Here is a 22,360-nt window from a genome sequence, read left to right on the forward strand (position 1 = left end):
CCGCGCCCGACTTCGTGGCGGGGCGGCCGAACGACGTGCAAGTATGAAGGCAGTGACCGGTCGAGTGGTGTGCGAATGCCTGGTATGGATAAGGCGACGGGGCGCGTCGTTGCCCTGATCGTGCTGCTGATCGTCGTCGCTGCCGCCCTGCGGGGGTACCTACCGGCCCAAGCCCATTCGACGCACTCCGAGCCCGGCGGCGGCCGGGCGGCGACCACGTTCGTGATCACGGCGCTCGCCGGGACGCTGACCCTCCTCGCGGTCGCCATCGTCGCGCGGCTGCGCGACCCGCGGGCGGCGGCCCCACGCATGGGCGACCCAGGGGAACTGCTCGGCACGGGCCGTGGCCGGCCGAGCTGGCGGGTGGTGCTGATCGGCCTGGCCGTGATCGTGGCGTGGCTCCTGCTGACGGCCCTGGTGGTCCAGCTGTGGGTGCCGCACCAGATCGCCTCCTCCACGCCCACCTCGGCGCCCGGTGCGCCACCCCCCGCGCAAACGAGCGCGCCGGCCCCCCGGGATCACCCGCGTCACGACACCGGCGACATGGTCGGGATCCTGCTCGCCTGCACGATCCCGATGCTGCTGCTCATCGTCGCCGGCTCGCTCATCCTCAAGCGGCGGGGCTTGCGCGCGGCGGCACCGGTCCTCGCCGCCGCAACGCCCTTCGACGACGAGCCGGAGCCGCCCGGGCCGTCGGAGTCACTGGCGCGGGCCGCCGAACTCGGGCTCGCCGAGATGGCGGACCTGAGCCGCAATCCCCGCGAGGCCATCATCGCGTGTTACGCCACCATGGAACGGGAGCTCGCCAACGTCCCCGGCGCCGTCCCCCAGGAGTTCGACACCCCCACCGAGGTGCAGGCCCGCGCGGTCGAACACCATGCGCTGCAGGCGGACAACGCCGTGCAGTTGGTCACCCTGTTCGCGGAGGCCCGGTTCAGCCCGCACGTCATGAACGAGAACCACCGCGACGTCGCCGTCCGGGCCCTGCGGCTGGTGCTCGACGAACTCGCGTCCCGGAGCGCCGCATGACCCGCCTCGTCACCCTGGGCGCCCTGCTCATCGTGGGGGTGGAGCTGATGGCGCTGATCCTGCACAACCGGCCGTTCGTCTTGGCGGGCGGCGGCGTCGCGATGGCCCTGGTACTGCTGAACGTCCGCCGCGTGTTGGGTCGCGGAGCCGAACGCGGGGCCGAGCCCGAGCCGGACGAGATGGGGGATTCGTTGCGCCGCTGGCTCGCCACCACCGAGTCGACCATCCGGTGGTCGGAGTCGACGCGGGCCGACTGGGACCGGCACCTTCGCCCGATGCTCGCGCGGCGGTACGAGATCACCACGGGTCAAAAGCAATCCAAGGACAGGGCGGCCTACCACGCGAGCGGGCGGATGCTCTTCGGTAACGAGCTGTGGGAATGGGTAGACCCGAACAATGTCACCCGCACCGGTGACCGCTCGCCCGGCCCGGGCCGCGCGGCGCTGGGAGAGATTCTGCGAAAGTTGGAGCAGGCATGACGTTGCCGGCAGCGACCACCACCGCGCACTGCGAGGCCGTGCTCGACGAGATCGAACGCGCCGTCGTGGGTAAGCGCCCCGCGCTCACCCTCATCCTCACCGCCCTCCTCGCGCGCGGGCACGTCCTCATCGAGGACCTGCCCGGCCTCGGCAAGACGCTGATCGCGCGGTCCTTCGCCGCGGCGCTGGGCCTGCAGTTCACCAGGGTGCAGTTCACGCCCGACCTGCTGCCCGCGGACCTGCTGGGCTCCACTATCTACGACATGCAGTCGGGCCGCTTCGCCTTCCGCGCCGGACCGATCTTCACCAACCTGCTGCTCGCCGACGAGATCAACCGCACCCCGCCGAAGACGCAGGCGGCGCTGCTGGAGGCGATGGCCGAGGGGCAGGTCAGCATCGACGGCGAAACCCACCGCCTCCCAGACCCTTTCATCGTGCTGGCGACCGACAACCCGATCGAGTACGAGGGCACCTACCCCCTGCCCGAGGCGCAGCTGGATCGCTTCGCGATCAGGCTGGAGCTGCGCTACCTCTCGGAGCGCGACGAGACGTCCATGCTGCGGCGGCGCCTCGAACGGGGTTCGGCCCAGCCGACGGTCAACCAGGTGGTGGACGCGCACGACCTGCTGGCCATGCGCGAATCGGTCGAGCAGGTGACCGTGCACGACGACGTCCTGCGCTACGTGGTGTCCCTGGCCACGGCGACGCGCCACCATCCCCAGGTCGCGGTGGGCGCCAGCCCCCGCGCGGAGCTCGACCTCGTCCAGCTCGCGCGTGCCCGCGCGTTGTTGCTGGGACGCGACTACGTGATCCCGGAGGACGTCAAGGCGCTGGCCACCGCGGCGGTCGCGCACCGGATCACCCTGCGGCCCGAGATGTGGGTGCGCAAGATCCAGGGCGCCGACGTCGTCGACGAACTGTTGCGGCGCCTGCCGGTGCCGCGGGCGACCGGATGAGATCCACCCGCGCGGCGGAGTTTCGCTGGCAGGCTTCGCATTTGACGCGCGCGGTCGCCACGTGTGCGGGAGTCGCGCTGGCCGCCGCCGTGATCGGCGAGCAGTGGCGGCTCGTCGCGTTCGCCGCGCCGCTGCTGGGGGTGTTGTGTTCGATCAGCTGGCAACGGCCGGTGCCGAAGGTGTACGTGCACGGCGAACCGGACGCCCAGCGCTGCTTCGAGGGTGAGCAGGCGCGGCTGAAAGTCTGGGCGACTCTCGAAGCGGCAGAGGAATCCGGTGAGCCCGGCTCGTCGGCGGTCGAGCTGTCGGTACCGGCCGTCGACGGCCTGCAGCTCGACGTCTCCGACGACGAGACGGGGCGCGCGAAAAGCGTTGCGGCGACGGCGGAAAGGTGGGGGCGCTACGCCGTGCGGGCGCGGGTCGACGTCGTCGCCCGCGGCGGGCTGGTGTCGGGGACCGCCACGGTCGACGTCGCCGACCTCATCGTGTTCCCTCTCACGCCGCCGCAGTCGACCCCCATCCCGAACACCGAGCTGCTCGATCGGCTGGGTGCCCACCTGACGCGGCACGTCGGACCGGGCGTCGAGTACGCGGACATCCGCCCGTACGTGCCGGGCGACCAACTGCGGGCGGTGAACTGGCCCGTGAGCGCCCGCCGCGGCCAGCTCCACGTCACCCAGCGCCTGACCGACCGCGCCGCCGACATCGTGGTGCTGATCGACACCTACCGGCAGCCGGCGGGACCGGCGACCGAGGCCACCGAACGGGTGGTGCGCGGCGCGGCGCAGGTGGTGCAGACCGCGCTGCGGCACGGGGACCGCGCGGGCATCGTCGCCCTGGGGGGAAACCGCCCCCGGTGGCTGGGCGCCGACATCGGGCAGCGGCAGTTCTACCGCGTCCTGGACACCGTCCTGGGCGCGGGCGACCGCTTCGAGCACACCACCGGGTCCCTGGCGCCGCGCGCCGCCGTTCCCGCGGGCTCGATCGTCATCGCGTTCTCCACCCTGCTCGACACCGAATTCGCCTTGGCCCTCATCGATCTGCGTAAACGCGGGCACGTCGTGATCGCCGTCGACATCCTCGACAGCTCCCCGTTCGAGGGCGAGCAGGACCCCCTCGTGGACCGGATGTGGGCGCTGCAGCGCTCGGCCATGTATCGCGACATGGCCACCGTCGGGGTCGACATCGTGTCGTGGCAGGGCGACAGCAGCCTGGAGCAGTCGATGGGTGTGCTGCCCGCACGCCGCCGGCGGGTGCGCGGACGGCTCCGGCGGTAACGGCATGGATACCCTGGCACGCTTCGCGTCGCTGGCCTTCGGGCTGGTGATGGTGAGCCTTGGAGTGGTTGGGGCGCATGGTCTTTCGCTCGCGGTGGGGGTGGCGGCCGCCGACGCCGTCGGGGCGGGAACGGCGGTTCCCCCGGCCGCCACGCTGGCCGTCGTCATTGCGGTGGCGACGATCATGCTGTCGGCGCCGGCGGTCGCGTTCGTCGCGCTCTCCGGATTCTGCGCCGCCGCCTACCTGGTCTGCCGCTACGCCGTCGGCAGTCAGGCGGGCGTCGTCATGGGCAGCGTGCCGACCGTCGCTGCGGGGCTTGGGTTTACGGTCGCGGGCCTGGCCGCCACCGCGTTCCCGCTGCACCTGCCGTGGCTGCCGCTCGTCGCGCCGCTGGGGGTGCTGGCGATCTACGTCCTGGCCGCGCGCCCGTTCCTAAGTTGACGGATAAGCACGCAACGAGGTCACAACTGTGGCAAATGCGTACCTCAGTTCATAATCTCAGCAACAACACATTCTCTCGGTATCGAATGGGGATTCCGGATCGATGAAATTTCCCTCCCGCAATTTGTCCAAAAAAAGCTTGACCCGCATGCGAAATTTGTACAGTTCTTTCCACCTGTGAGTGAGGGGTGCGGATCGCTTCCGCGATATGCGCCTTTGTGCTGGAAGGAATGGGCTGATGAGTTTCTTGACGGCTCCGCCGGAAATCACGTCGTTGTTGCTGCATTCGGGTGCGGGGTCGGGTCCGATGCTCTCGGCGGCCGCGGCCTGGGATGGGTTGGCGGCGGAATTGGGGTCGGCGGCGGAGTCGTTCTCGTCGGTGACGTCGGGTCTGACGGGTCAGGCGTGGCAGGGGCCGGCGGCGCAGGCGATGATGGCCGCGGCGGCGCCGTATTCGGAGTGGTTGGGGGCGGCGTCGGCGCAGGCGTCGGGTGTGGCGGCATCGGCGAAGGCCGTGGCGAGTGTGTTCGAGTCGGCGCTGGCGGCGGCGGTGCACCCGGCGTTGGTCGCGGCCAATCGCTCGGGTCTGGTGCAGTTGGTGCGGTCGAACTGGTTCGGGTTGAACGCGCCGGCGATCGCGGCGGTGGAGGCGGACTACGAGCAGATGTGGGCGGCCGATGTGGCCGCGATGGTGGGGTATCACGGTGGGGCGTCGACGGCCATCGCGCAGTTGGCGTCGTTGCCGCAGTTGTTGTCGAGCTTGCCAACCGCCGGCGCGGCGAATCCGGTGGGGGCGGCGGTGGAATTGTTCGGCGTGACCCTCCCCGACGTCAACACGGGCCTGGGCAACATCGGCACCTGGAACCTGGGTGGGGGCAACACCGGCAGCTTCAACCTGGGCAGCGGCAACATCGGCAACGTCGACTTCGGTAGCGGCAACACCGGAAACCTCAACCTGGGCAGCGGCAACTGGGGCTTCGCCAACCTGGGCAGTGGCAACACCGGCAACACCAACCTCGGCTCGGGCAACATCGGCAACCTCAATGTCGGCGGCGGCAACTTCGGTTCGGCGAACGTTGGCTTCGGCAACGGAGCCCTATTCGGCCCGGGGAGCGGAAACTTCGGCAGCGGGAACCAGGGGAGCAGCAACTTCGGGGGCGGTAACCTGGGTTCCTTCAACCTCGGCTTCGGCAACCTCGGCTTCTCCGACATCGGCTTCGGCAACAAGGGCAGCCTCGATTTCGGGTTCGGCAACGCCGGAAGCAACGACATCGGCTTCAACCTGCCCGGCGACAACATGGTCGGCATCGGCGCTCTGAACGGCGGCCTCAACAACTTGGGCTTCGGGAACTCGGGCAACAACAACATCGGATTCTTCAACTCCGGCGACGGCAACGTCGGCATCTTCAATTCAGGCAACGGCAACTTCGGCTTCCTGAACGCCGGCAACACCAACACCGGCTTCTGGAACTCCGGCAACGGGAACTTCGGCTTCGGGAACGCGGGGATCCAGAACTTCGGCTTCAGCAACTCCGGCGGGCAGAACATGGGCTGGGGCAACTCGGGCGGCTTCGACGTCGGCCTCGGCAATTCCGGCTTCGGTGACACCGGCAGCTTCAATTCCAACACCTTCGCGACGCTCGGCGGAAACACCGGCTGGTTCAACTCGGGCAATTTCAACACCGGCTTCTTCAACTCCGGCGACACCAACACGGGCCTCTTCGACGCCGGGAGCGTGAACACGGGCATCGGCAGCTCGGTCACCCAACCGGGATCCGTCTCCGGCATCGGGAATTCCGGCACCGACGTATCCGGCTTCTACAATGCGGGCAACGACACCTCCGGCTTCCGCAACGTGAACACGGGCTTGGGTACGACCTCCGGCTTCGAAAACGCCGGCAGCCCAACGCCGTTCTTCGCCAACTCGGGCTACCTCAACTCCGGCACGAACCTCTACGGCTGGGCGAACACCGGCAGCAACAACGCGGGCATCGCGAACTCGGGCGTTTCAGACGCCGGTATCGCCAACTCCGCCGTCAACGCCCCGGGCACTCTCACCACGGGTATCGCGAATTCCTTTGCGGACACGGCCGGCATCTTGAGCCTCGTGAGCAACCTGCAGGGCATCTTCAGCCAGCTGTAGCGGCCCCTGGGCTCAGCGCAGCAGCTGCGCGGCCTGATCCGCCAGGCTGAGCAGCGGCTGCGGGAAGATGCCCAAACCGACTGTGACGACGGCGCATACGGCGATGGCGGCCTTGCTCAGGATCCCGGGCTCCACCACGTGGGGCGTCTCGTCGGACGCCTCGGTGAAGAACATCGAGACGATGACCCGGACGTAGAAGTAGGCGGCCACGCCGCTGGCGACCACGCCGACGACCACCAACGGCACGGCGCCGCCCTGGGCGGCGGCCTTGAACACCGCCAGCTTGCTGACGAACCCGCTGGTGAGCGGGATGCCGGCGAACGCCAGCAGGAACATCGAAAACATCACTCCCACAATAGGAGAGCGCTGCCCGAGCCCAGACCAGTGCGACAGGGTGGCGTCCTCGACGCCGTCGGCATTGCGGATCAGGCCCACGATCGCGAAGGCCCCCACCGTGCTGAAGCTGTAGGCCAGCAGGTAGAAGAGCGTGGCGGAGAGCCCGGCCTGGTTGTCGGCGATCACGCCGGTGAGGATGAAGCCGACGTGGGCGACCGACGAGTAGGCCAGCATTCTCTTGACGTCGGTCTGGTTCACCGCGGTGATGGTGCCCACCGCCATCGTCAGGATGGAGATCGCCCACAGGACGGGGCGCCACTGGTCGTGCAGCGGGGGCAGGGCGACGTAGACCACCCGCAACAGCGCGCCGAATGCCGCCACCTTCGTGGCCGCCGCCATGAACCCGGTGATCGGGGTGGGCGCGCCCTGGTAGACGTCCGGAATCCACGAATGGAACGGAACGGCACCGACTTTGAAGAGCAGACCGACCGACACCAGCGCCACGCCGACCAGCGCCAGCGAGGTGTCGCCGTGCGCGGCGAGCGCGTCGCGGATCCCGGGCAACAGGAGCGTGCCTGTCGCGCCGTAGAGGAGCGCGGCCCCGTAGAGGAAGAAGGCCGACGAAAACGCGCCCAGCAGGAAGTACTTCATGGCCGCCTCCTGGGAGAGCAGCCGGCGGTGCCGGGCCAGCCCGCACATCAGGTAAAGGGGCAGCGACAGCACCTCGAGCGCCACGAACATGGTCAGCAGGTCGTTCGACGCGGGGAATACCATCATGCCGCCGACGGAGAGCATCACCAGCGGGAAGAGTTCCGTCTGGGCGTAGCCGGCGCGCTGAGCCTCGCGCTCGGGTTCGCTGCCCGGAACGGCGGACGCCTGCGGCGTGAACGAGTCCAGGCCCCCGGACCCGGCGACGTTCGTGGGGGCCGAGGCCACCCCGGCCGCGACGGCGACCCTGGTGTCGGCCTTTGTCTGTGTCCGTTCGGCGATGAAGATGATGGCCATCACGGTGACCAGCACAATGGTGCCCTGCATGTACAGCGCCGGGCGGTCGATCGCCATCGCGCCCAGCACCGCGGGACGTCCCGACGCGGGAAGCGATCGGCTCACCACGACCACCGCGACGAACGCCGCGACGAGGCCGCCGAGAGCGAGCGCGACCTGCGCGGCGTAGCGGGTCCGCCTGGGCAGGAACGCTTCTGCCAGCACCCCGGCGACCGCGACGCCGAAGACGATGAGCATCGGGCACAGCAGGAAGTACTCGACGCTCGGAGTGGGAATGGTCATCGGCGTGGTCCTTCGGCTGTCCGTGGTGCGCCGGTGCCCACTGGCACGGTCGGCGCGGGATCATGCTGCCCGATGGTGGTCATGGTGTTAGCGACGGCGGGATTGATCAGCTCCAGCACCGGCTTGGGGTAGACGCCCAGGCCGAACAGCAGCGCGATCAGCGGGGCGACCACGAGCAGCTCGCGCGCCCGCAGGTCGCCGATGCGCTCGTTGCCGTCCCGCACCGGGCCGGTCATCACCCGCTGGTAGAGCCACAACATGTAGATGGCCGACAGCACCAGCGCGGTCACGCCGAAGGCGGCCGCCAGCCAGTAGCGGTTGAAAGTGCCCACCAGGACCAGGAATTCGCTGACGAACGGCGCCAGGCCCGGCAGCGACAGGGTGGCCATCGCCGACACCAGGAAGGTGCCCGCCAGGACCGGCGCCACCTTCTGCACCCCGCCGTAGTCCGCGATCGACCGGCTGCCGTGGCGCGAGATCAGGAAGCCGGCGATGAGGAACACCGCGGCCGTGGACAGCCCGTGGTTGAGCATGTAGAGCGTGGACCCGCTCTGGCCCTGGCTGGTCATCACGAAGATGCCGAGGATGATGAACCCGAAGTGCGAGATCGACGTGTAGGCGATCAGCCGCATGATGTCCTTCTGGCCGATGGCCACGACCGCGCCGTAGATCACCCCGATCACGGCGAGCACGACGATCAGCGGCCGGAAATACGTTGAGGCGCCGGGGAACAGCTGCAGGCAGTAGCGCAGCATGCCGAACGTGCCGACCTTGTCCATCACCGCCATCATCAGCACCGCGGCCGCCGGTGTGGCCTCGACCGCCGCGTCGGGCAGCCAGCGGTGGAACGGCCACAGCGGGGCCTTGATCGCGAAGGCGAACATGAAGCCGAGGAACAACGCCTTGAACACCGCCGGATCGGCGCCGTAGCGGCCGGACGCGACGCCGGCCACGATGTCGCGGAAGTCGAACGTGCCGGAGCCGTGCTCGGACGTGACCACGTACAGCCCGATCACGGCCGCCAGCATGATCAGGCCGCCGAACAGGTTGTACAGCAGGAACTTCATCGCCGCGCGCGACCTGCCCGGGCCCTGCCCGAAGCCGCCGATCAAAAAGTACATCGGGACGAGCATGGCCTCGAAGAACACGTAGAACAGCAGGACGTCGAGCGCCACCACCGAGACCAGCACCATCGACTCGATGGCCAGAGTCAGCGCGATGTAGGCGTGGACGGCCCGGGGCCGCGAGTTCGACCGGTTGGCGCCGTCTCCGTCGTTCCAGCCGGCCACCTGCAGCAGCGGGATGAGGACCGCGGTGAGCAGGACGAGCACCACCGCGATGCCGTCCACGCCCAGGGTGTAGCCGGCGCCAAACGCCGGTATCCAGGGGTGGCTCTCGACGAATTGGTAAGTCGCGCCGCCGGTTTTGAAGCCGGCGGTCACCACGATCGCCACCGCCAGCGTCAGGACGCCGAACACCAGGCCGGCCCACTTGGCCAGCCCGCGCGCGGCGGGGGGCAGCAGGATGATCAGGACGGCGCCGGCGAGCGGCACCAGCCACAGCACGCTGAGCCAGGGAACGTTGCTCACCAGATCTTCACCGCCAGGATCAGAGCGACCACCAGGACCGCGCCCGCCAGCATGGACAGCGCGTAGTTGCGGGCGAAGCCGGTTTGCAGGCCCCGCAGGCGATTCGACGTCCGGCCCACCAGCGCCGCCAGGGCGTTGACCGAGCCGTCCACGCCGGCGTCGTCGATGTCGACCAGCGCCTCGGTCAGTTCCGCGCCAGGGCGCATGAACACCTCCTCGTTGAAGGCATCACCGTAGAGGTCCCTGCGGGCGGCGGTCGTCAGCGGACCGACGGCGAGCGGCGCGACCCGAGGGATCGGGGCGCGGGCATACATGAGGTAAGCCACCACGATCCCGACGGCGACCACCCCCAGCGCCAGGGCGGTGCTCACCCAGACGGGGATGGCGTGGGTGACTTCCTCGTGTTTCCCGACGACGGGTTCCAGCCAGCGCTGCAGCGTGCCGTTGTAGGCCAGCAAGCCACCGGAGAACACCGAGCCGACGGCCAGCAGGATCATCGGCCAGGTCATCACCGCGGGCGCCTCGTGCGGGTGAATGCCCGGGGTCCAACGCTTCTTGCCGAAGAAGGTCATCAGCATCACCCGCGTCATGTAGAAGGCGGTGATGCCGGCGCCCAGCAGCGCGGCCCCGCCCAGCACGTAGCCGCGGGTGTCGCCGGCGCCGAGCGCCGCCTCGATGATGGCGTCCTTGGAGAAGAAACCGGCGAACGGCGGCACGCCGATGATCGCCAGGTAGCCGAGCCCGAACGTGGCGAAGGTGATCGGCAGGGCGCGCCACAGGCCGCCGTAGCGGCGCATGTCCTGCTCCTCGTGCATGCCGTGGATCACCGCCCCGGAGCCGAGGAACAGGCCGGCCTTGAAGAAGCCGTGGGTGAGCAGGTGCATGATCGCGAACGCGTAACCGGCCGGGCCCAGCCCGGCGGCCAGCACCATGTAGCCGATCTGGCTCATCGTCGACGCGGCCAGCGCGCGCTTGATGTCGTCCTTCGCGCAGCCGATGACCGCCCCGAGCAGCAGCGTGACGGTGCCGACGATGACGACGGCGAGTTGCGCGCCCGGCGCGAGGTTGTAGAGCGGGTTGGACCGCACGATCAGGTAGACACCGGCGGTCACCATGGTGGCGGCGTGGATCAGCGCCGACACCGGGGTGGGGCCCTCCATCGCGTCCCCCAGCCACGCCTGGAGCGGAACCTGCGCGGACTTGGCGCAGGCGCCCAGCAGCAGGAGCAGTCCCATGGCGGTCAGCGCGCCGCGGCCGGCGGCGGGCGCGCCGGCGAACACGCCCGCGTAGTTCAGCGTGCCGAAGGTGGCGAACATGACGAACATGCCCACGGCGAGCCCGGCGTCGCCGACCCGGTTCATGACGAAGGCCTTCTTGGCGGCGGTGGCGGCCGACGGCTTGTGGTACCAGAAGCCGATCAGCAGGTACGACGCCAGGCCAACGCCCTCCCACCCGACGTAGAGCACCAGGTAGTTGTCGGCGACCACCAGCAGCAGCATTGAGGCGAGGAACAGGTTGAGGTAGCCGAAGAACCGGCGGCGGTCCGGGTCGTCGGCCATGTAGCCGACCGAGTAGATGTGGATCAGCGAGCCGACGCCGGTGATCAGCAGGACGAAGCACATCGACAGCTGGTCGATCTGCATGCCGACGTCCACCTGGAACTGGCCCACGGGAATCCAGCTGAACAGCCGCTGGTGGATGGCCCGGTCGTCGCCGGCCCGGCCCAGCATGTCGGCGAGCAGGGTCGCCCCGACACCGAACGACGCCAGCGCGGCGACGCAGCCCAGCAGGTGGCCCCAGGCGTCGGTGCGCCTGCCCCCGAACAGCAGGATCGCGGCGCCCGCAAGGGGCAGGGCCACCAGCAGCCAGGTGTAGTGAGTCATGTTGGAGTCGTCAGCCTTTGAGGAGGTTCGCGTCGTCGACGGAAGCCGATTTGCGGGCACGGAAGATCGTCATGATGATCGCCAGTCCGACGACGACCTCGCAGGCGGCCACCACCATCGTGAAGAAGGCGATCATCTGCCCGTCCAGGTGGCCGTGCATCCGGGCGAACGTGACGAACGCCAGGTTGACGGCGTTGAGCATCAGCTCCACGCACATGAACATCACGATGGCGTTGCGCCGCAGCAGCACGCCCGAGGCGCCGATGGTGAACAGCAGGGCCGAAAGATACAGGTAATTGGCCGGATTCACGAAGCGCCGCCTTTCACCTTCTCGGGCGCGGACGTCTCGCCGCCGTTGGGTTCGCGGCCGCGCAGGATCGACGACACCGACAGCTCCGAGTACGAGCCGTCGGGCAGGAGCGCGGCGACGTCGACGGCGTTGTGGCGCGCGTACACACCGGGATTGGGCATCGGCGTCGGGTGCCCGCCCGCCCGGAAGCGCTCCTGCGACAGCTCGCGCTGCGTCTTGCGCCGCTCGAAGCGCTCGCGGTGCGCCAGCACCATCGCCCCGAGGGCGGCGGTGATCAGCAGCGCGCTCGTCAGCTCGAACGCCCACAGGTAGCGGGAGAAGATCAGCGCGGCAAGCCCTTCGACGTTGCCGCCCGAATTCGCGGCGGTCAGCCCGGCGAAGCCGCCGGTCGCCACGTTGCCGATGCCGGCGAGCAGCAGGATGCCGAACCCGACGCCGGCCACCACCGCGGCGACGCGCTGCCCGTGCAGCGTTTCCTTCAGCGACTCGGCGGAGTCGACGCCGATCAGCATCAGCACGAACAGGAACAGCATCATGACGGCGCCTGTGTAGACGACGATCTGGACGACGCCGAGGAACAGCGCGTCCTGCACCATGTAGAAGACGGCCAGGATGATCATCGTCATCGCCAGGAACATCGCCGAGTACACGGCATTCACCGCGAGCACCACGCCGAGCGCGCCGATCAGCGCGAGGGCGCCCAGGATCCAGAAGGTCACCGCCTCGCCGGTGGAGGTGCGAACCAGGGCGTCCTGCGCGACATACGAAGTCACACCCGAAGCGAGGAACGCGGTCACCGGGACTCTCCGACGTCCTGGGGCTGACGCAGGCCCTGCGCCGTCACGTTGCCCTGGTAGTAGTCCTTGTCGGTGGCGCCGGGGGCCCTCGGGTGCGGCGGGGCCAGCATGTCCTGCAGCAGCGGGGCCAGCAGCCGGTCCTTCTCGTAGATCAGGTCGGCGCGGTTGTCGTCGGCCATCTCGTAGTTGTTCGTCATCGTCAGCGCGCGGGTGGGGCAGGCCTCGATGCACAGGCCGCAGCCGATGCACCGCAGGTAGTTGATCTGGTACACCCGGCCGTACCGTTCGCCCGGCGAAAAGCGTTGCTCCTCGGTGTTGTCGGCGCCCTCGACGTAGATAGCGTCGGCCGGGCAGGCCCAGGCGCACAACTCGCAGCCGATGCACTTCTCCAGCCCGTCGGGGTACCGGTTGAGCTGATGCCGGCCGTGGTAGCGCGGCGCGACCGGACCCGGCTTCTCCGGATACTCCTCGGTGACGTGCTTCTTGAACATCGCGCCGAGCGTGACGCCGAAGCCGGCGACGGCATCGAGAAACTTAGGCACGTGCTTTCTCCTTGCTCGCGTGAGCCGGCATTGGCGGTGTCGGGTAGGCCGCCCCGGGCGCAACCGGGGTGGGCAGATCGCCGTCCTGACGGCGCAGGTGTCGCTCCATCGCCCGAATGCTGGGCGTGGTCAACGGCTTTCGCAGCAGCAGCACCATGATCACGGCGAACACCAGGCTGCAGGCCACCAGCAGCGGTGTCCAGTGCTGGTAGCCCCGGTTGCGCAGGGTCCGGATCACGGCCGCGATCAGCACCCACACCAGCGAGCCGGGGATCAGCAGTTTCCAGCCCAGCGCCATGAACTGGTCGTAGCGCAGCCGGGGGAGGCTGGCGCGCAGCCAGAAGTAGATGAACAGGAAGGTCCACATCTTGAGGGTGAACCACACCACGGGCCACCACCCGCTGTTGGCGCCCGCCCACATGTTCAGCGGCCAGGGCGCGTGCCACCCGCCGAAGAACATGGCCGTCGCCAGCGACGAGACCGTCATCATGTTGACGTACTCGGCCAGCATGAACATCGCGAACTTCAGCGACGAGTACTCGGTGTGGAACCCCGCCACCAGCTCGCCCTCGGCCTCGGGGAGATCGAATGGGGCGCGGTTGGTTTCGCCGACCATCGAGATCAGGTAGATCACGAACGACGGCAGCAGCAGGAAGGCGAACCAGACGCGGTCCTGCGCGGCCACGATCTGCGACGTCGACATGGAACCGGCGTAGAGGAACACCGCCGCGAACGACAGCCCCATCGCGACCTCGTAGGAGATCACCTGCGCGGTGCTGCGCACCCCGCCGAGCAGCGGATAGGTGGAGCCCGACGCCCAACCGCCCAGGACGATCCCGTACACCCCGATGGCCGACAGCGCCAGGATGAACAGCACGGCCACCGGCGTGTCGGTCAGCTGCAGCGGCGTGCGGTGGCCGAACACCGACACCACCGGCCCGAAGGGGATGAACGCGAACGCGGTGAACGCGGGAATCACCGAGAAGCACGGCGCCGCAAAGTAGACGAACTTGTCCACCCCGCCCGGCGTGATGCTCTCCTTGAGCGCCAGCTTGATTCCGTCGGCCAGGCTTTGCAGCGTGCCCCACGGGCCCACCCGGTTGGGCCCGGGCCGCAGCTGCATCCAGCCGAGGATCTTGCGTTCCAGCAGGATGGCGACCAACACGTTGAGCATGAGGAACACGAAGATGGCCAGCGCCTTGCCCAGCACCAGCCACCACGTGTCGTGCCCGAAGGCGCTCAGGGAATTCATGACCCAACTCCAATCCGCACGACGCTGCCCGGCGTGACGCCGAGCTCGGAGTGCACCGCCGAACCGGGCGAGTTCAGCGGGAGCCACACCACCCGGTCGGGCATGTCGGTCACGGCCAGCGGCAGGGTGATCGTTCCCCGGTCCGTGCTGACGGTGACCGCGTCGCCGTCGGCGGCGCCGATCTCGGCGGCGGTGTCCGGCGACAGCCGTGCCACGGGTTTGCGGGCGGTGCCCGCCAGGTGTGGTTCGCCGTCCTGCAGCCGGCCGTTGTCCAGCAGCATCCGCCAGCCGCTCAGCACGGCCTCGCCGGCGCCGGGCCGGGGCGGTTCCGATGTTTCGACGCGCGGGTCGGCGGCGTGTTCGCCGTCCCAGGTGCCGAGCGCGGCGAGCTGTTCGCGCGCCTCCTCGACCGTGCTCGTGCCCAGGTAGACGCCCATCTCGGCGGCCAGCGTGTCGAGCACCCGGTGGTCGGACTGGTTCGGCGTCTGGGTGGTGCCGTGCAGCGACGGGACGAACGCGCGGTAACGGCCCTCCCAGTTGACGAAGGCGCCCGACTTCTGCGCCACCGGGGCGACCGGGAACACCACGTCGGCCCGCTCGGTGACGGCGCTGCGCCGCAACTCCAGGCTGATCACGAAGCCGGCGGCGTCCAGCGCGGCCAGCACCGCGTCGGGGTCGGCGAAGTCGTCGGGTTCGACGCCGCCGACCAGCAACGCGCCCAGCGTTCCGTCGGAGGCCGCGGCCAGCATGCCGGCGGCGTCCCGCCCCGGGGTCGAGGGCAGTTCCGTGACGTTCCAGGCCGCGCTCACCTGCGCGCGCGCCGCGTCGTCGGCCAGCGGGCGACCACCGGGCAGCAGCGCGGGCAGCGCGCCGGCCTCGAGCGCGCCGCGTTCCCCGGCCCGTCGCGGCACCCACGCCAGCCGGGCCCCGGTGGCATCGGCCAGCCGGGCCGCGGCCGACAGCGCGCCCGGCACGGTCGCCAGGCGTTCCCCGACCATGATCACCGCGCCGGGCTTGGCCAGCAGCTCACCGAGCTCGCCGGTCGCCAGCCCGTCCAGCGCCGCCGCTTCGCCGCCGGGCGCGGTCTCGACCAGTCGGCCGGCCAGCTTGGTCAGCGCGCGGGTGGCGAACGGCGCGACCGCGTACACGGGCACGTGGTGCTTGCGGGCGGCCTTGCGAAGGCGCAGGAACACGATCGGCGACTCGTCCTCCGGCTCGAAACCGGCGAGCACCACCACGGGCGCCAACTCCAGGTCCGCGTAGCTGACGGTCACCGGGCGGCCGGCGACGCGGGCGGCCAGGAACTCGGCCTCCTCGGCCGAGTGCGGCCGCGCGCGGAAGTCGATGTCATTGCTGCCCAACACGATTCGGGCAAACTTCGAGTAGGCGTAGGCGTCCTCCCAGGTCACCCGGCCGCCGACCAGCACACCGGTGCGCCCGCGGGCCGCCTCGAGCCCGTCGACCGCCACGGAGATCGCGAGAGACCACGACGCGGGCACCAACTCGCCGTCGGCGTTGCGGATCAGGGGAGTGGTGAGCACGTCCGGCTGGGTGGCGTAGGTGAACGCCCACCGGCCCTTGTCGCAGTTCCACTCCTCGTTGACCTCGGGGTCGTCGCCGGCCAGCCGGCGCAGCACCTTGCCGCGGCGGTGGTCCGTGCGCTGCGCGCAGCCCGAGGCGCAGTGCTCGCACACGCTCGGGCTGGACACCAGGTCGAAGGGCCGGGCCCGGAAGCGGTACGCGGTGCCGGTCAGGGCGCCCACCGGGCAGATCTGCACGGTGTTGCCCGAAAAGTACGAGTCGAAGGGTTCGTTGGCGTAGATGCCAACCTGCTGCAGGGCGCCGCGCTCCTGCATGTCGATGAAGATGTCCCCGGCGATCTGCTCGGAGAAGCGGGTGCACCGGGCGCACAGGATGCAGCGCTCGCGGTCCAGCAGCACCTGCGCCGAGATGTTGATCGGCTTGGCGAAGGTGCGCTTGACGTCGGTGAAGCGGGAATCGGCGCGGCCGTTGGACATCGCCTGGTTCTGCAGCGGGCATTCGCCGCCCTTGTCGCACATCGGGCAGTCCAGCGGATGGTTGATCAGCAGCAGCTCCATCACGCCGTGCTGCGCCTTGTCGGCGGCCCACGAGGTGAGCTGGGTGCGCACCACCATGTCGTCGGTGGCGACCGTGGTGCACGACGCCATCGGCTTGCGCTGACCCTCGACCTCGACCAGGCACTGCCGGCACGCGCCGACGGGCTCCAGCAGCGGGTGGTCGCAGAACCGCGGGATCTGGATCCCCATCAGCTCGGCCGCGCGGATCACCAAAGTTCCCTTGGGAACGCTGATCTCGTTGCCGTCGATGGTGAGCGTCACCATCTCCGGCGGAGGCGCGTCGTTCTTCTCGGGGTCGCCGGTTTCAGTCTTGGCGGCACTAGTCATGGGCGCCGCTCCTCCTCATCGCTTCGCTCTGCATCGTCGTCGTCGCGGGTCATGGGCGCGCGTCAGGCCTTTCCGTTCGGCGTCAGCATGGAGTCCCGCGGGTCGAACGGGCACCCGCCGCCCTCGACGTGGGCGACGTACTCGTCCCGGAAGAACTTGATCGAACTCATCACCGGGCTCGCGGCGCCATCGCCCAACGCGCAGAACGACTTTCCGAGAATGGTGTCGGAGATGTCCTGCAGCTTGTCGATGTCCTCGCTGGTGCCCTCGCCGGTCTCCAGGCGGGTGTAGATCTGGTCCAGCCAGAACGTGCCCTCCCGGCACGGCGTGCATTTGCCGCACGACTCGTGCTTGTAGAAGTACGTCCAGCGGCGCACCGCCCGCACCACGCACGTGGTCTCGTCGAAGATCTCGAGTGCCTTGGTGCCCAGCATGGAGCCGACCCCGCCCACGCCCTCGTAGTCCAGCGGCACGTCCAGGTGCTCGTCGGTCAGCAGCGGCGTGGATGACCCGCCGGGTGTCCAGAACTTGAGCCGGTGCCCCGCCCGCACGCCGCCGGCGTAGTCGAGCAGCTCGCGCAGCGTGATGCCCAGCGGGGCCTCGTACTGGCCCGGGCGGGTCACGTGCCCGGACAGCGAATACAGCGTGAAGCCGGGCGACTTCTCGCTGCCCATGGACCGGAACCAGTCGACACCATTGCCGATGATCGACGGCACGCTGGCGATCGTCTCGACGTTGTTGATCACCGTCGGGCAGCCGTACAGGCCGGCCACGGCGGGGAACGGCGGCCGCAGCCGAGGCTGTCCGCGCCGCCCCTCCAGGGAGTCCAGCAGTGCGGTCTCCTCGCCGCAGATGTAGGCGCCCGCGCCGGCGTGGACCACCAGCTCGAGGTCGTAGCCGGACCCGTTGATGTCGCGGCCCAGGTAGCCGGCCGCGTACGCCTCGGCCACCGCGTTCTGCAGGCGGCGCAACACCGGCAGCACCTCGCCGCGGACGTAGATGAACGCGTGGCTCGCCCGGATCGCGTACGAGGCGATGATGACGCCCTCGACGAGCACGTGCGGCGTCGCGAACATCAGCGGAATGTCCTTGCACGTACCGGGTTCCGACTCGTCGGCGTTGACCACCAGGTAGTGCGGCTTGGCCGCCGGCCCGGTGTCGCCCTGCGGGATGAACGACCACTTGGTGCCCGTCGAGAAGCCCGCGCCGCCGCGGCCGCGCAGCCCGGAGTCCTTCACCGCGGCGATCACGTCGTCGGGGTTCATGCCGAGGGCCTTCTTCATGGCCTCGTAGCCGCCGTGGCGGCGGTAGGTCGCGAGCGTGTACGACTCGGGGTCGTCCCAGTAGCGGCTGATGACGGGGGTGAGCGGCGTCGCTTGTGACGTCGTCATGACTGTGCCTCCTGGGGAGCGGGCGCCTCCATGCCCTTCTCCTTCGCCACCTTCAGGCCCGCCAGGGTGGCTGCACCCGGCCCGCCCTGTCCCTGGTCCGGCCGCTCGTCGGGCAGGCCCGCCAGGATGCGCGAGGTCTCGCGGAACGCGCACAGCGGCGCGCCGCGCGTGGGCGACTTCGGGGCGCCGGAGCGCAGGGAGTCGACGAGTTCGCGCGCCGATTCCGGGGTTTGGTTGTCGAAGAACTCCCAGTTGACCATCACCACGGGGGCGTAGTCGCAGGCGGCGTTGCACTCGATGTGCTGCAGCGTGATCGAGCCGTCCTCGGTGGTCTCGTCGTTGCCGATGCCGAGGTGTTCCTTGAGGTCGTCGAAGATGGCGTCACCGCCCATGATCGCGCACAGCGTGTTGGTGCACACCCCGACCAGGTAGTCACCGGTCGGGCCGCGCCGGTACATCGTGTAGAAGCTCGCCACCGCCGAGACCTCGGCGCCGGTCAGGCCGAGCTGCTCGCCGCAGAACTCGAGGCCGGCCGGCGTCAGGTAGGAGTCCTCGGCCTGCACGAGGTAGAGCAGGGGCAGCAGCGCCGACCGCTTGTTGGGGTAGCGACCAATGATCTCCTTGGCGTCGACCTCCAGCCGCGCCCGCACCTCGGGCGAATACGACTGTGGCGCACCCTCGGTCACGAACGCGTTGGGCTCCTCGGGCGGCGGGCCGAGCCGAATGAACACGGGCTGGCCTTGCGGTCCGGTCAACGGTCCACCCCTCCCATCACCGGGTCGATGCTCGCGACGGCGGTGATCAGGTCGGCGACCATGCCGCCCTCGCACATCGCGGCGACCGACTGCAGGTTGGTGAACGACGGGTCGCGGTAGTGCACCCGGTACGGGCGGGTGCCGCCGTCGCTGACCATGTGCACGCCCAGCTCGCCGCGGGGCGACTCGACCGCGGTGTACACCTGGCCGGCCGGCACCCGGATGCCCTCGGTGACGAGTTTGAAGTGGTGGATCAGCGCCTCCATCGAGCTGCCCATGATCTTGGCGATGTGCTCCGGTGAGTTGCCCATGCCGTCGGGCCCCACCTTCAGGTCGGCCGGCCAGGCGATCTTGCGGTCCTCGATCATCGTCGGGCCCGGCTTCAGCTTGTCCAGGCACTGCTCGACGATGTTGGTCGACTCCCACATCTCCTTGACCCGAATCATGTAGCGGCCGTAGGCGTCACACGTGTCGGCGGTGATCACGTCGAATTCGTAGTCCTCGTACCCGCAGTAGGGCTCGCTCTTGCGCAGGTCGTGCGGCAGGCCGGTGGCGCGCAGGATCGGCCCGGTGATGCCCAGCGCCACGCAGCCGGTCAGGTCGAGGTAGCCGACGTCCTGGGTGCGGGCCTTCCAGATCGCGTTCTCGTTGAGCAGGTCGCCCATTTCCTTCAGCACCTGGCGCAGCGGCTTGAGGGCTTCGGCGATGTCCTTCTCGGCGCCGGGCGGCAGGTCCTGCGCCACGCCACCCGGCCGGATGTAGGCGCTGTTCATCCGCAGCCCGCTGATCTTCTCGAACAGCGTGAGCACGATCTCGCGCCCCCGGAAGCCGACGAACATGGGCGTCATGGCGCCCAGCTCCATGCCGCCCGTCGCCAGCGCAACGAGGTGCGAGGAGATCCGGTTGAGTTCCATCATCATGACGCGAATGACGTTGACCCGCTCCGGGATCTGGTCGGTGATGCCGAGCAGCTTCTCCACGCCCAGGCAGTAGGCGGTCTCGTTGAAAAACGGTGACAGGTAATCCATCCGGGTCACGAAGGTGACGCCCTGGGTCCAGTACCGGTATTCGAGGTTCTTCTCGATCCCGGTGTGCAGGTAGCCGATTCCGCACCGGACCTCGGTGACCGTCTCGCCCTCGATCTCGAGGATCAGCCGCAGCACCCCGTGCGTCGACGGGTGCTGGGGGCCCATGTTGACGACGATGCGCTCGCCCGGGTCGGCGCTGCGCGCGGCGTCGACGATCTGGTCCCAGTCCTGGCCGCCGGCGACCAGCACCGTCTCGCCCGCGCCATCATGCGTCGAGTCAGTGATTGTGCTCATCAGTTGTACGCTCTCCGCTCATCGGGCGGGGGTATCTGCGCCCCTTTGTATTCCACCGGGATGCCGCCGAGGGGGTAGTCCTTGCGCTGGGGGTGCCCGTGCCAGTCGTCGGGCATCTCGATACGGGTCAACGACGGGTGCCCGTCGAAGATGATCCCGAAGAAGTCGTAGGTTTCCCGCTCGTGCCAGTCGTTGGTCGGGTACACGCCGAACAGCGACGGGATGTGCGGATCGCTGTCCGGGGCAGCCACTTCCAGCCGGAGCCGGCGGTTGTGGGTGATCGACTGCAGGGGGTAGACGGCGTGCAGCTCGCGGCCCTTCTCGTGCGGGTAGTGCACCCCGCTGACGCCCAGGCACATCTCGAAGCGCAGCTCCGGGTCGTCGCGCAGGTGCTGGGCCACCTCCACCAGCTTGTCGCGGGTGACGTGCAGCGTGAGTTCGTCGCGGTACACCACGACCTTCTCGACGGCCTCGTCGAATTCCACGCCGCCGCTCTTCAGCGCGTCGGTCAGCCGGTCGACCACGTCGTCGAAGTAGCGGCCGTAGGGGCGCGGCGAGCCGCCCGGGAGGGTGACCGTGCGCACCAGCCGTCCGTACCCGGTGGTGTCGCCGCTGCCGGCGATCCCGAACATGCCGCGGCGGACGTCGATGACTTCGCCGTCGGCCCTTGGTGAGCCGGCCCCTTCGGTCGCCGCCTGCTTGGGGTCGTGGTCGGGCGAGCTCATCGCAGCAGCCCGCGCATCTCGATCGTGGGCCGGGCGCCCAGCGCCGCCTGTTCGGCCTCGGCGATGGCCTCTTCCCGGTTGACGCCCAGCGGCATCTCCTGAATCTTCTCGTGCAGCTTCAGGATTGCGTACAGCAGCATCTCGGGGCGCGGCGGGCAGCCGGGCAGGTAGATGTCCACCGGGACCACGTGGTCGACGCCCTGCACGATCGCGTAGTTGTTGAACATGCCGCCCGACGAGGCGCACACGCCCATCGCCAGCACCCACTTGGGTTCGGCCATCTGGTCGTAGATCTGGCGCAGCACCGGGGCCATCTTCTGGCTCACCCGTCCGGCGACGATCATCAGGTCGGCCTGTCGGGGCGTCGCCGAGAACCGTTCCATGCCGAAGCGCGCCAGGTCGAATCTCGGCCCCGCCGTTGCCATCATCTCGATGGCGCAGCAGGCCAGACCGAAAGTGGCCGGCCACAGCGAGTTCTTGCGGACGTAGCCCGCCACCTTCTCGACGGTTCCCAGCAGGATCCCACCGGGCAGCTGTTCCTCGAGACCCACGTTCTACCTCAATCCCACGTCAGGCCGCCGCGGCGCCACACGTAGGCGTACGCCACGAAAACCGTGAGCACGAACACCACCATCTCGACCAACGCGAACAATCCCAGCGCGTCATAGGTGACCGCCCAGGGATACAGGAACACGATCTCGATGTCGAAGACGATGAACAACATTGCGGTCAGGTAGTACTTCACCGGGAACCGCTGCCCGGCCGCCGCCTGCGGGCCGCTCACCGGCGAATCGGTGGGCTCGATTCCGCACTCGTAGGCCTCGAGTTTCGACCGGTTGTACCGCTTGGGGCCGACCAGGCTCGCGATCGCGACCGATCCCACGGCGAAGGCAGCGGCGATCGCTCCCAGTACCAGGATGGGTATGTAGACGTTCAACTCGCTCCCTGATCAGTCGTACCGGCTGCCAGCAGCGGTCAAGCGGTTCTCGACTTGGTGTGACGGACCCGAACGTATAAGCCCCACATGACCTTGGCCACAGGATAGCCAGGATCGCTGTGCCGCTGTCGCGCACCCTGCCCTATGTGGGGAATCCGACATTTTGGAAATGAACCGGCGTCCCCGCCGCCGCCTGTAGTACGGCTGTCAGCTGTTTTGGCCAGGGCTGCCGTTGGCACCGCCGTTCTGGCTCAAGCCGCCGCTGCCGCCCGTGGTGGCGGTGGTGCCGCCGTTGCCTCCGCCGGTAGAGGTGCTGCCGCCCGTGCCGCCTATCGAGCCAACTGCGTTACCACCGTTGGCACGGTAGCCGCCGTCGAGGGCCACGGCTCCACCGCCACCACCACCTCCGCTGGGTGCGCCGGCCTGGACACCGGTCGCGCCCGTGCCGCCGATTCCGGTGGCGGCCTCGATCGCGTTCCCGC

Annotated in this window: 20 protein-coding genes and 1 pseudogene; 6 read left to right on the top strand and 15 right to left on the bottom strand. The window is 69.1% G+C overall.

Annotated features, from left to right (window positions below; genetic code table 11):
- Positions 1-75 precede the first annotated feature (75 nt).
- From GPY60_RS15815 to GPY60_RS15840, 6 genes are all read left to right on the top strand, one after another.
- The gene (locus GPY60_RS15815) at positions 76-1,029 is read left to right on the top strand and encodes a DUF4129 domain-containing protein (RefSeq protein ID WP_156688619.1); all 954 of its coding nucleotides are present in this window, start codon (positions 76-78) and stop codon (positions 1,027-1,029) included.
- Positions 1,026-1,508 carry a hypothetical protein gene (locus GPY60_RS15820; protein ID WP_156688620.1) on the top strand — a complete coding sequence of 161 codons (483 nt, stop codon included), beginning with the start codon at positions 1,026-1,028 and terminating at the stop codon, positions 1,506-1,508. Before GPY60_RS15815 ends, GPY60_RS15820 begins: the two co-directional genes overlap by 4 nt.
- Positions 1,505-2,464: an AAA family ATPase gene (locus tag GPY60_RS15825; protein ID WP_156688621.1), complete on the top strand. Its 960-nt coding sequence runs from the start codon at positions 1,505-1,507 to the stop codon at positions 2,462-2,464. The genes GPY60_RS15820 and GPY60_RS15825 overlap by 4 nt, the downstream gene beginning before the upstream one ends.
- On the top strand, positions 2,461-3,741 hold the full coding sequence (locus GPY60_RS15830; protein ID WP_156688622.1) for a DUF58 domain-containing protein: 1,281 nt from the start codon (positions 2,461-2,463) through the stop codon (positions 3,739-3,741). The genes GPY60_RS15825 and GPY60_RS15830 overlap by 4 nt, the downstream gene beginning before the upstream one ends.
- A 4-nt stretch (positions 3,742-3,745) precedes the next feature.
- Positions 3,746-4,183 carry a hypothetical protein gene (locus GPY60_RS15835; RefSeq protein ID WP_156688623.1) on the top strand — a complete coding sequence of 146 codons (438 nt, stop codon included), beginning with the start codon at positions 3,746-3,748 and terminating at the stop codon, positions 4,181-4,183.
- 238 nt (positions 4,184-4,421) lie between these two features.
- Positions 4,422-6,326: a PPE family protein gene (locus tag GPY60_RS15840; protein ID WP_156688624.1), complete on the top strand. Its 1,905-nt coding sequence runs from the start codon at positions 4,422-4,424 to the stop codon at positions 6,324-6,326.
- 12 nt (positions 6,327-6,338) lie between these two features.
- On the opposite strand, the gene nuoN is transcribed toward GPY60_RS15840, so the two are convergent.
- The 15 genes and pseudogenes from nuoN to GPY60_RS26650 all read right to left on the bottom strand — a co-directional run.
- Positions 6,339-7,949: an NADH-quinone oxidoreductase subunit NuoN gene (nuoN, locus tag GPY60_RS15845; RefSeq protein WP_156688625.1), complete on the bottom strand. Its 1,611-nt coding sequence runs from the start codon at positions 7,947-7,949 to the stop codon at positions 6,339-6,341.
- Entirely contained in the window at positions 7,946-9,538 is a 1,593-nt protein-coding gene (locus tag GPY60_RS15850) for an NADH-quinone oxidoreductase subunit M (RefSeq protein WP_197283690.1), read from the bottom strand. The genes nuoN and GPY60_RS15850 overlap by 4 nt, the downstream gene beginning before the upstream one ends.
- Positions 9,535-11,421: an NADH-quinone oxidoreductase subunit L gene (gene nuoL / locus GPY60_RS15855; protein ID WP_156688627.1), complete on the bottom strand. Its 1,887-nt coding sequence runs from the start codon at positions 11,419-11,421 to the stop codon at positions 9,535-9,537. Before nuoL ends, GPY60_RS15850 begins: the two co-directional genes overlap by 4 nt.
- 10 nt (positions 11,422-11,431) lie before the next feature.
- A complete protein-coding gene (gene nuoK / locus GPY60_RS15860; RefSeq protein WP_007168303.1) occupies positions 11,432-11,731 on the bottom strand; it encodes an NADH-quinone oxidoreductase subunit NuoK in 300 nt (99 codons plus the stop codon).
- Positions 11,728-12,504: an NADH-quinone oxidoreductase subunit J gene (locus GPY60_RS15865; protein ID WP_156688628.1), complete on the bottom strand. Its 777-nt coding sequence runs from the start codon at positions 12,502-12,504 to the stop codon at positions 11,728-11,730. The genes nuoK and GPY60_RS15865 overlap by 4 nt, the downstream gene beginning before the upstream one ends.
- A gap of 20 nt (positions 12,505-12,524) precedes the next feature.
- Positions 12,525-13,070 (bottom strand): NADH-quinone oxidoreductase subunit NuoI, encoded by a 546-nt coding sequence (gene nuoI, locus GPY60_RS15870; protein ID WP_156688629.1) that lies wholly within the window; start codon positions 13,068-13,070, stop codon positions 12,525-12,527.
- A complete protein-coding gene (gene nuoH, locus GPY60_RS15875; RefSeq protein ID WP_156688644.1) occupies positions 13,063-14,313 on the bottom strand; it encodes an NADH-quinone oxidoreductase subunit NuoH in 1,251 nt (416 codons plus the stop codon). Before nuoH ends, nuoI begins: the two co-directional genes overlap by 8 nt.
- Before the next feature lie 5 nt (positions 14,314-14,318).
- Positions 14,319-16,748 (bottom strand): NADH-quinone oxidoreductase subunit G, encoded by a 2,430-nt coding sequence (locus GPY60_RS15880; protein ID WP_156688630.1) that lies wholly within the window; start codon positions 16,746-16,748, stop codon positions 14,319-14,321.
- Positions 16,749-16,810: 62 nt separating this feature from the next.
- The gene (nuoF, locus tag GPY60_RS15885) at positions 16,811-18,139 is read right to left on the bottom strand and encodes an NADH-quinone oxidoreductase subunit NuoF (protein WP_156688631.1); all 1,329 of its coding nucleotides are present in this window, start codon (positions 18,137-18,139) and stop codon (positions 16,811-16,813) included.
- Positions 18,136-18,894 carry an NADH-quinone oxidoreductase subunit NuoE gene (gene nuoE, locus GPY60_RS15890; RefSeq protein ID WP_156688632.1) on the bottom strand — a complete coding sequence of 253 codons (759 nt, stop codon included), beginning with the start codon at positions 18,892-18,894 and terminating at the stop codon, positions 18,136-18,138. The genes nuoF and nuoE overlap by 4 nt, the downstream gene beginning before the upstream one ends.
- Positions 18,891-20,216, bottom strand: coding sequence for an NADH dehydrogenase (quinone) subunit D (nuoD, locus tag GPY60_RS15895; protein ID WP_156688633.1), 1,326 nt, complete (start codon positions 20,214-20,216; stop codon positions 18,891-18,893). The genes nuoE and nuoD overlap by 4 nt, the downstream gene beginning before the upstream one ends.
- Positions 20,216-20,941 (bottom strand): NADH-quinone oxidoreductase subunit C, encoded by a 726-nt coding sequence (locus GPY60_RS15900; protein WP_156688634.1) that lies wholly within the window; start codon positions 20,939-20,941, stop codon positions 20,216-20,218. The genes nuoD and GPY60_RS15900 overlap by 1 nt, the downstream gene beginning before the upstream one ends.
- Positions 20,938-21,492: a NuoB/complex I 20 kDa subunit family protein gene (locus GPY60_RS15905; RefSeq protein WP_156688635.1), complete on the bottom strand. Its 555-nt coding sequence runs from the start codon at positions 21,490-21,492 to the stop codon at positions 20,938-20,940. The genes GPY60_RS15900 and GPY60_RS15905 overlap by 4 nt, the downstream gene beginning before the upstream one ends.
- Positions 21,493-21,500: 8 nt before the next feature.
- A complete protein-coding gene (locus tag GPY60_RS15910; protein ID WP_156688636.1) occupies positions 21,501-21,878 on the bottom strand; it encodes an NADH-quinone oxidoreductase subunit A in 378 nt (125 codons plus the stop codon).
- A gap of 207 nt (positions 21,879-22,085) precedes the next feature.
- Positions 22,086-22,360, bottom strand: a pseudogene (locus GPY60_RS26650) (PE family protein); the annotation flags it as partial.

Source organism: Mycobacterium sp. Marseille-P9652 (genome assembly GCF_902652685.1).
Lineage (GTDB): Bacteria > Actinomycetota > Actinomycetes > Mycobacteriales > Mycobacteriaceae > Mycobacterium.

Coding starts and splice junctions, on each gene's coding strand:
- GPY60_RS15840 (WP_156688624.1), top strand. CDS start 4,422: ATGAGTTTCTTGACGGCTCCGCCGGAAATCACGTCGTTGTTGCTGCAT.
- nuoD (WP_156688633.1), bottom strand. CDS start 20,216: ATGAGCACAATCACTGACTCGACGCATGATGGCGCGGGCGAGACGGTG.
- GPY60_RS15815 (WP_156688619.1), top strand. CDS start 76: ATGCCTGGTATGGATAAGGCGACGGGGCGCGTCGTTGCCCTGATCGTG.
- GPY60_RS15830 (WP_156688622.1), top strand. CDS start 2,461: ATGAGATCCACCCGCGCGGCGGAGTTTCGCTGGCAGGCTTCGCATTTG.
- GPY60_RS15880 (WP_156688630.1), bottom strand. CDS start 16,748: ATGACTAGTGCCGCCAAGACTGAAACCGGCGACCCCGAGAAGAACGAC.
- GPY60_RS15820 (WP_156688620.1), top strand. CDS start 1,026: ATGACCCGCCTCGTCACCCTGGGCGCCCTGCTCATCGTGGGGGTGGAG.
- nuoN (WP_156688625.1), bottom strand. CDS start 7,949: ATGACCATTCCCACTCCGAGCGTCGAGTACTTCCTGCTGTGCCCGATG.
- GPY60_RS15835 (WP_156688623.1), top strand. CDS start 3,746: ATGGATACCCTGGCACGCTTCGCGTCGCTGGCCTTCGGGCTGGTGATG.
- nuoL (WP_156688627.1), bottom strand. CDS start 11,421: ATGACTCACTACACCTGGCTGCTGGTGGCCCTGCCCCTTGCGGGCGCC.
- nuoF (WP_156688631.1), bottom strand. CDS start 18,139: ATGACGACGTCACAAGCGACGCCGCTCACCCCCGTCATCAGCCGCTAC.
- GPY60_RS15900 (WP_156688634.1), bottom strand. CDS start 20,941: ATGAGCTCGCCCGACCACGACCCCAAGCAGGCGGCGACCGAAGGGGCC.
- GPY60_RS15825 (WP_156688621.1), top strand. CDS start 1,505: ATGACGTTGCCGGCAGCGACCACCACCGCGCACTGCGAGGCCGTGCTC.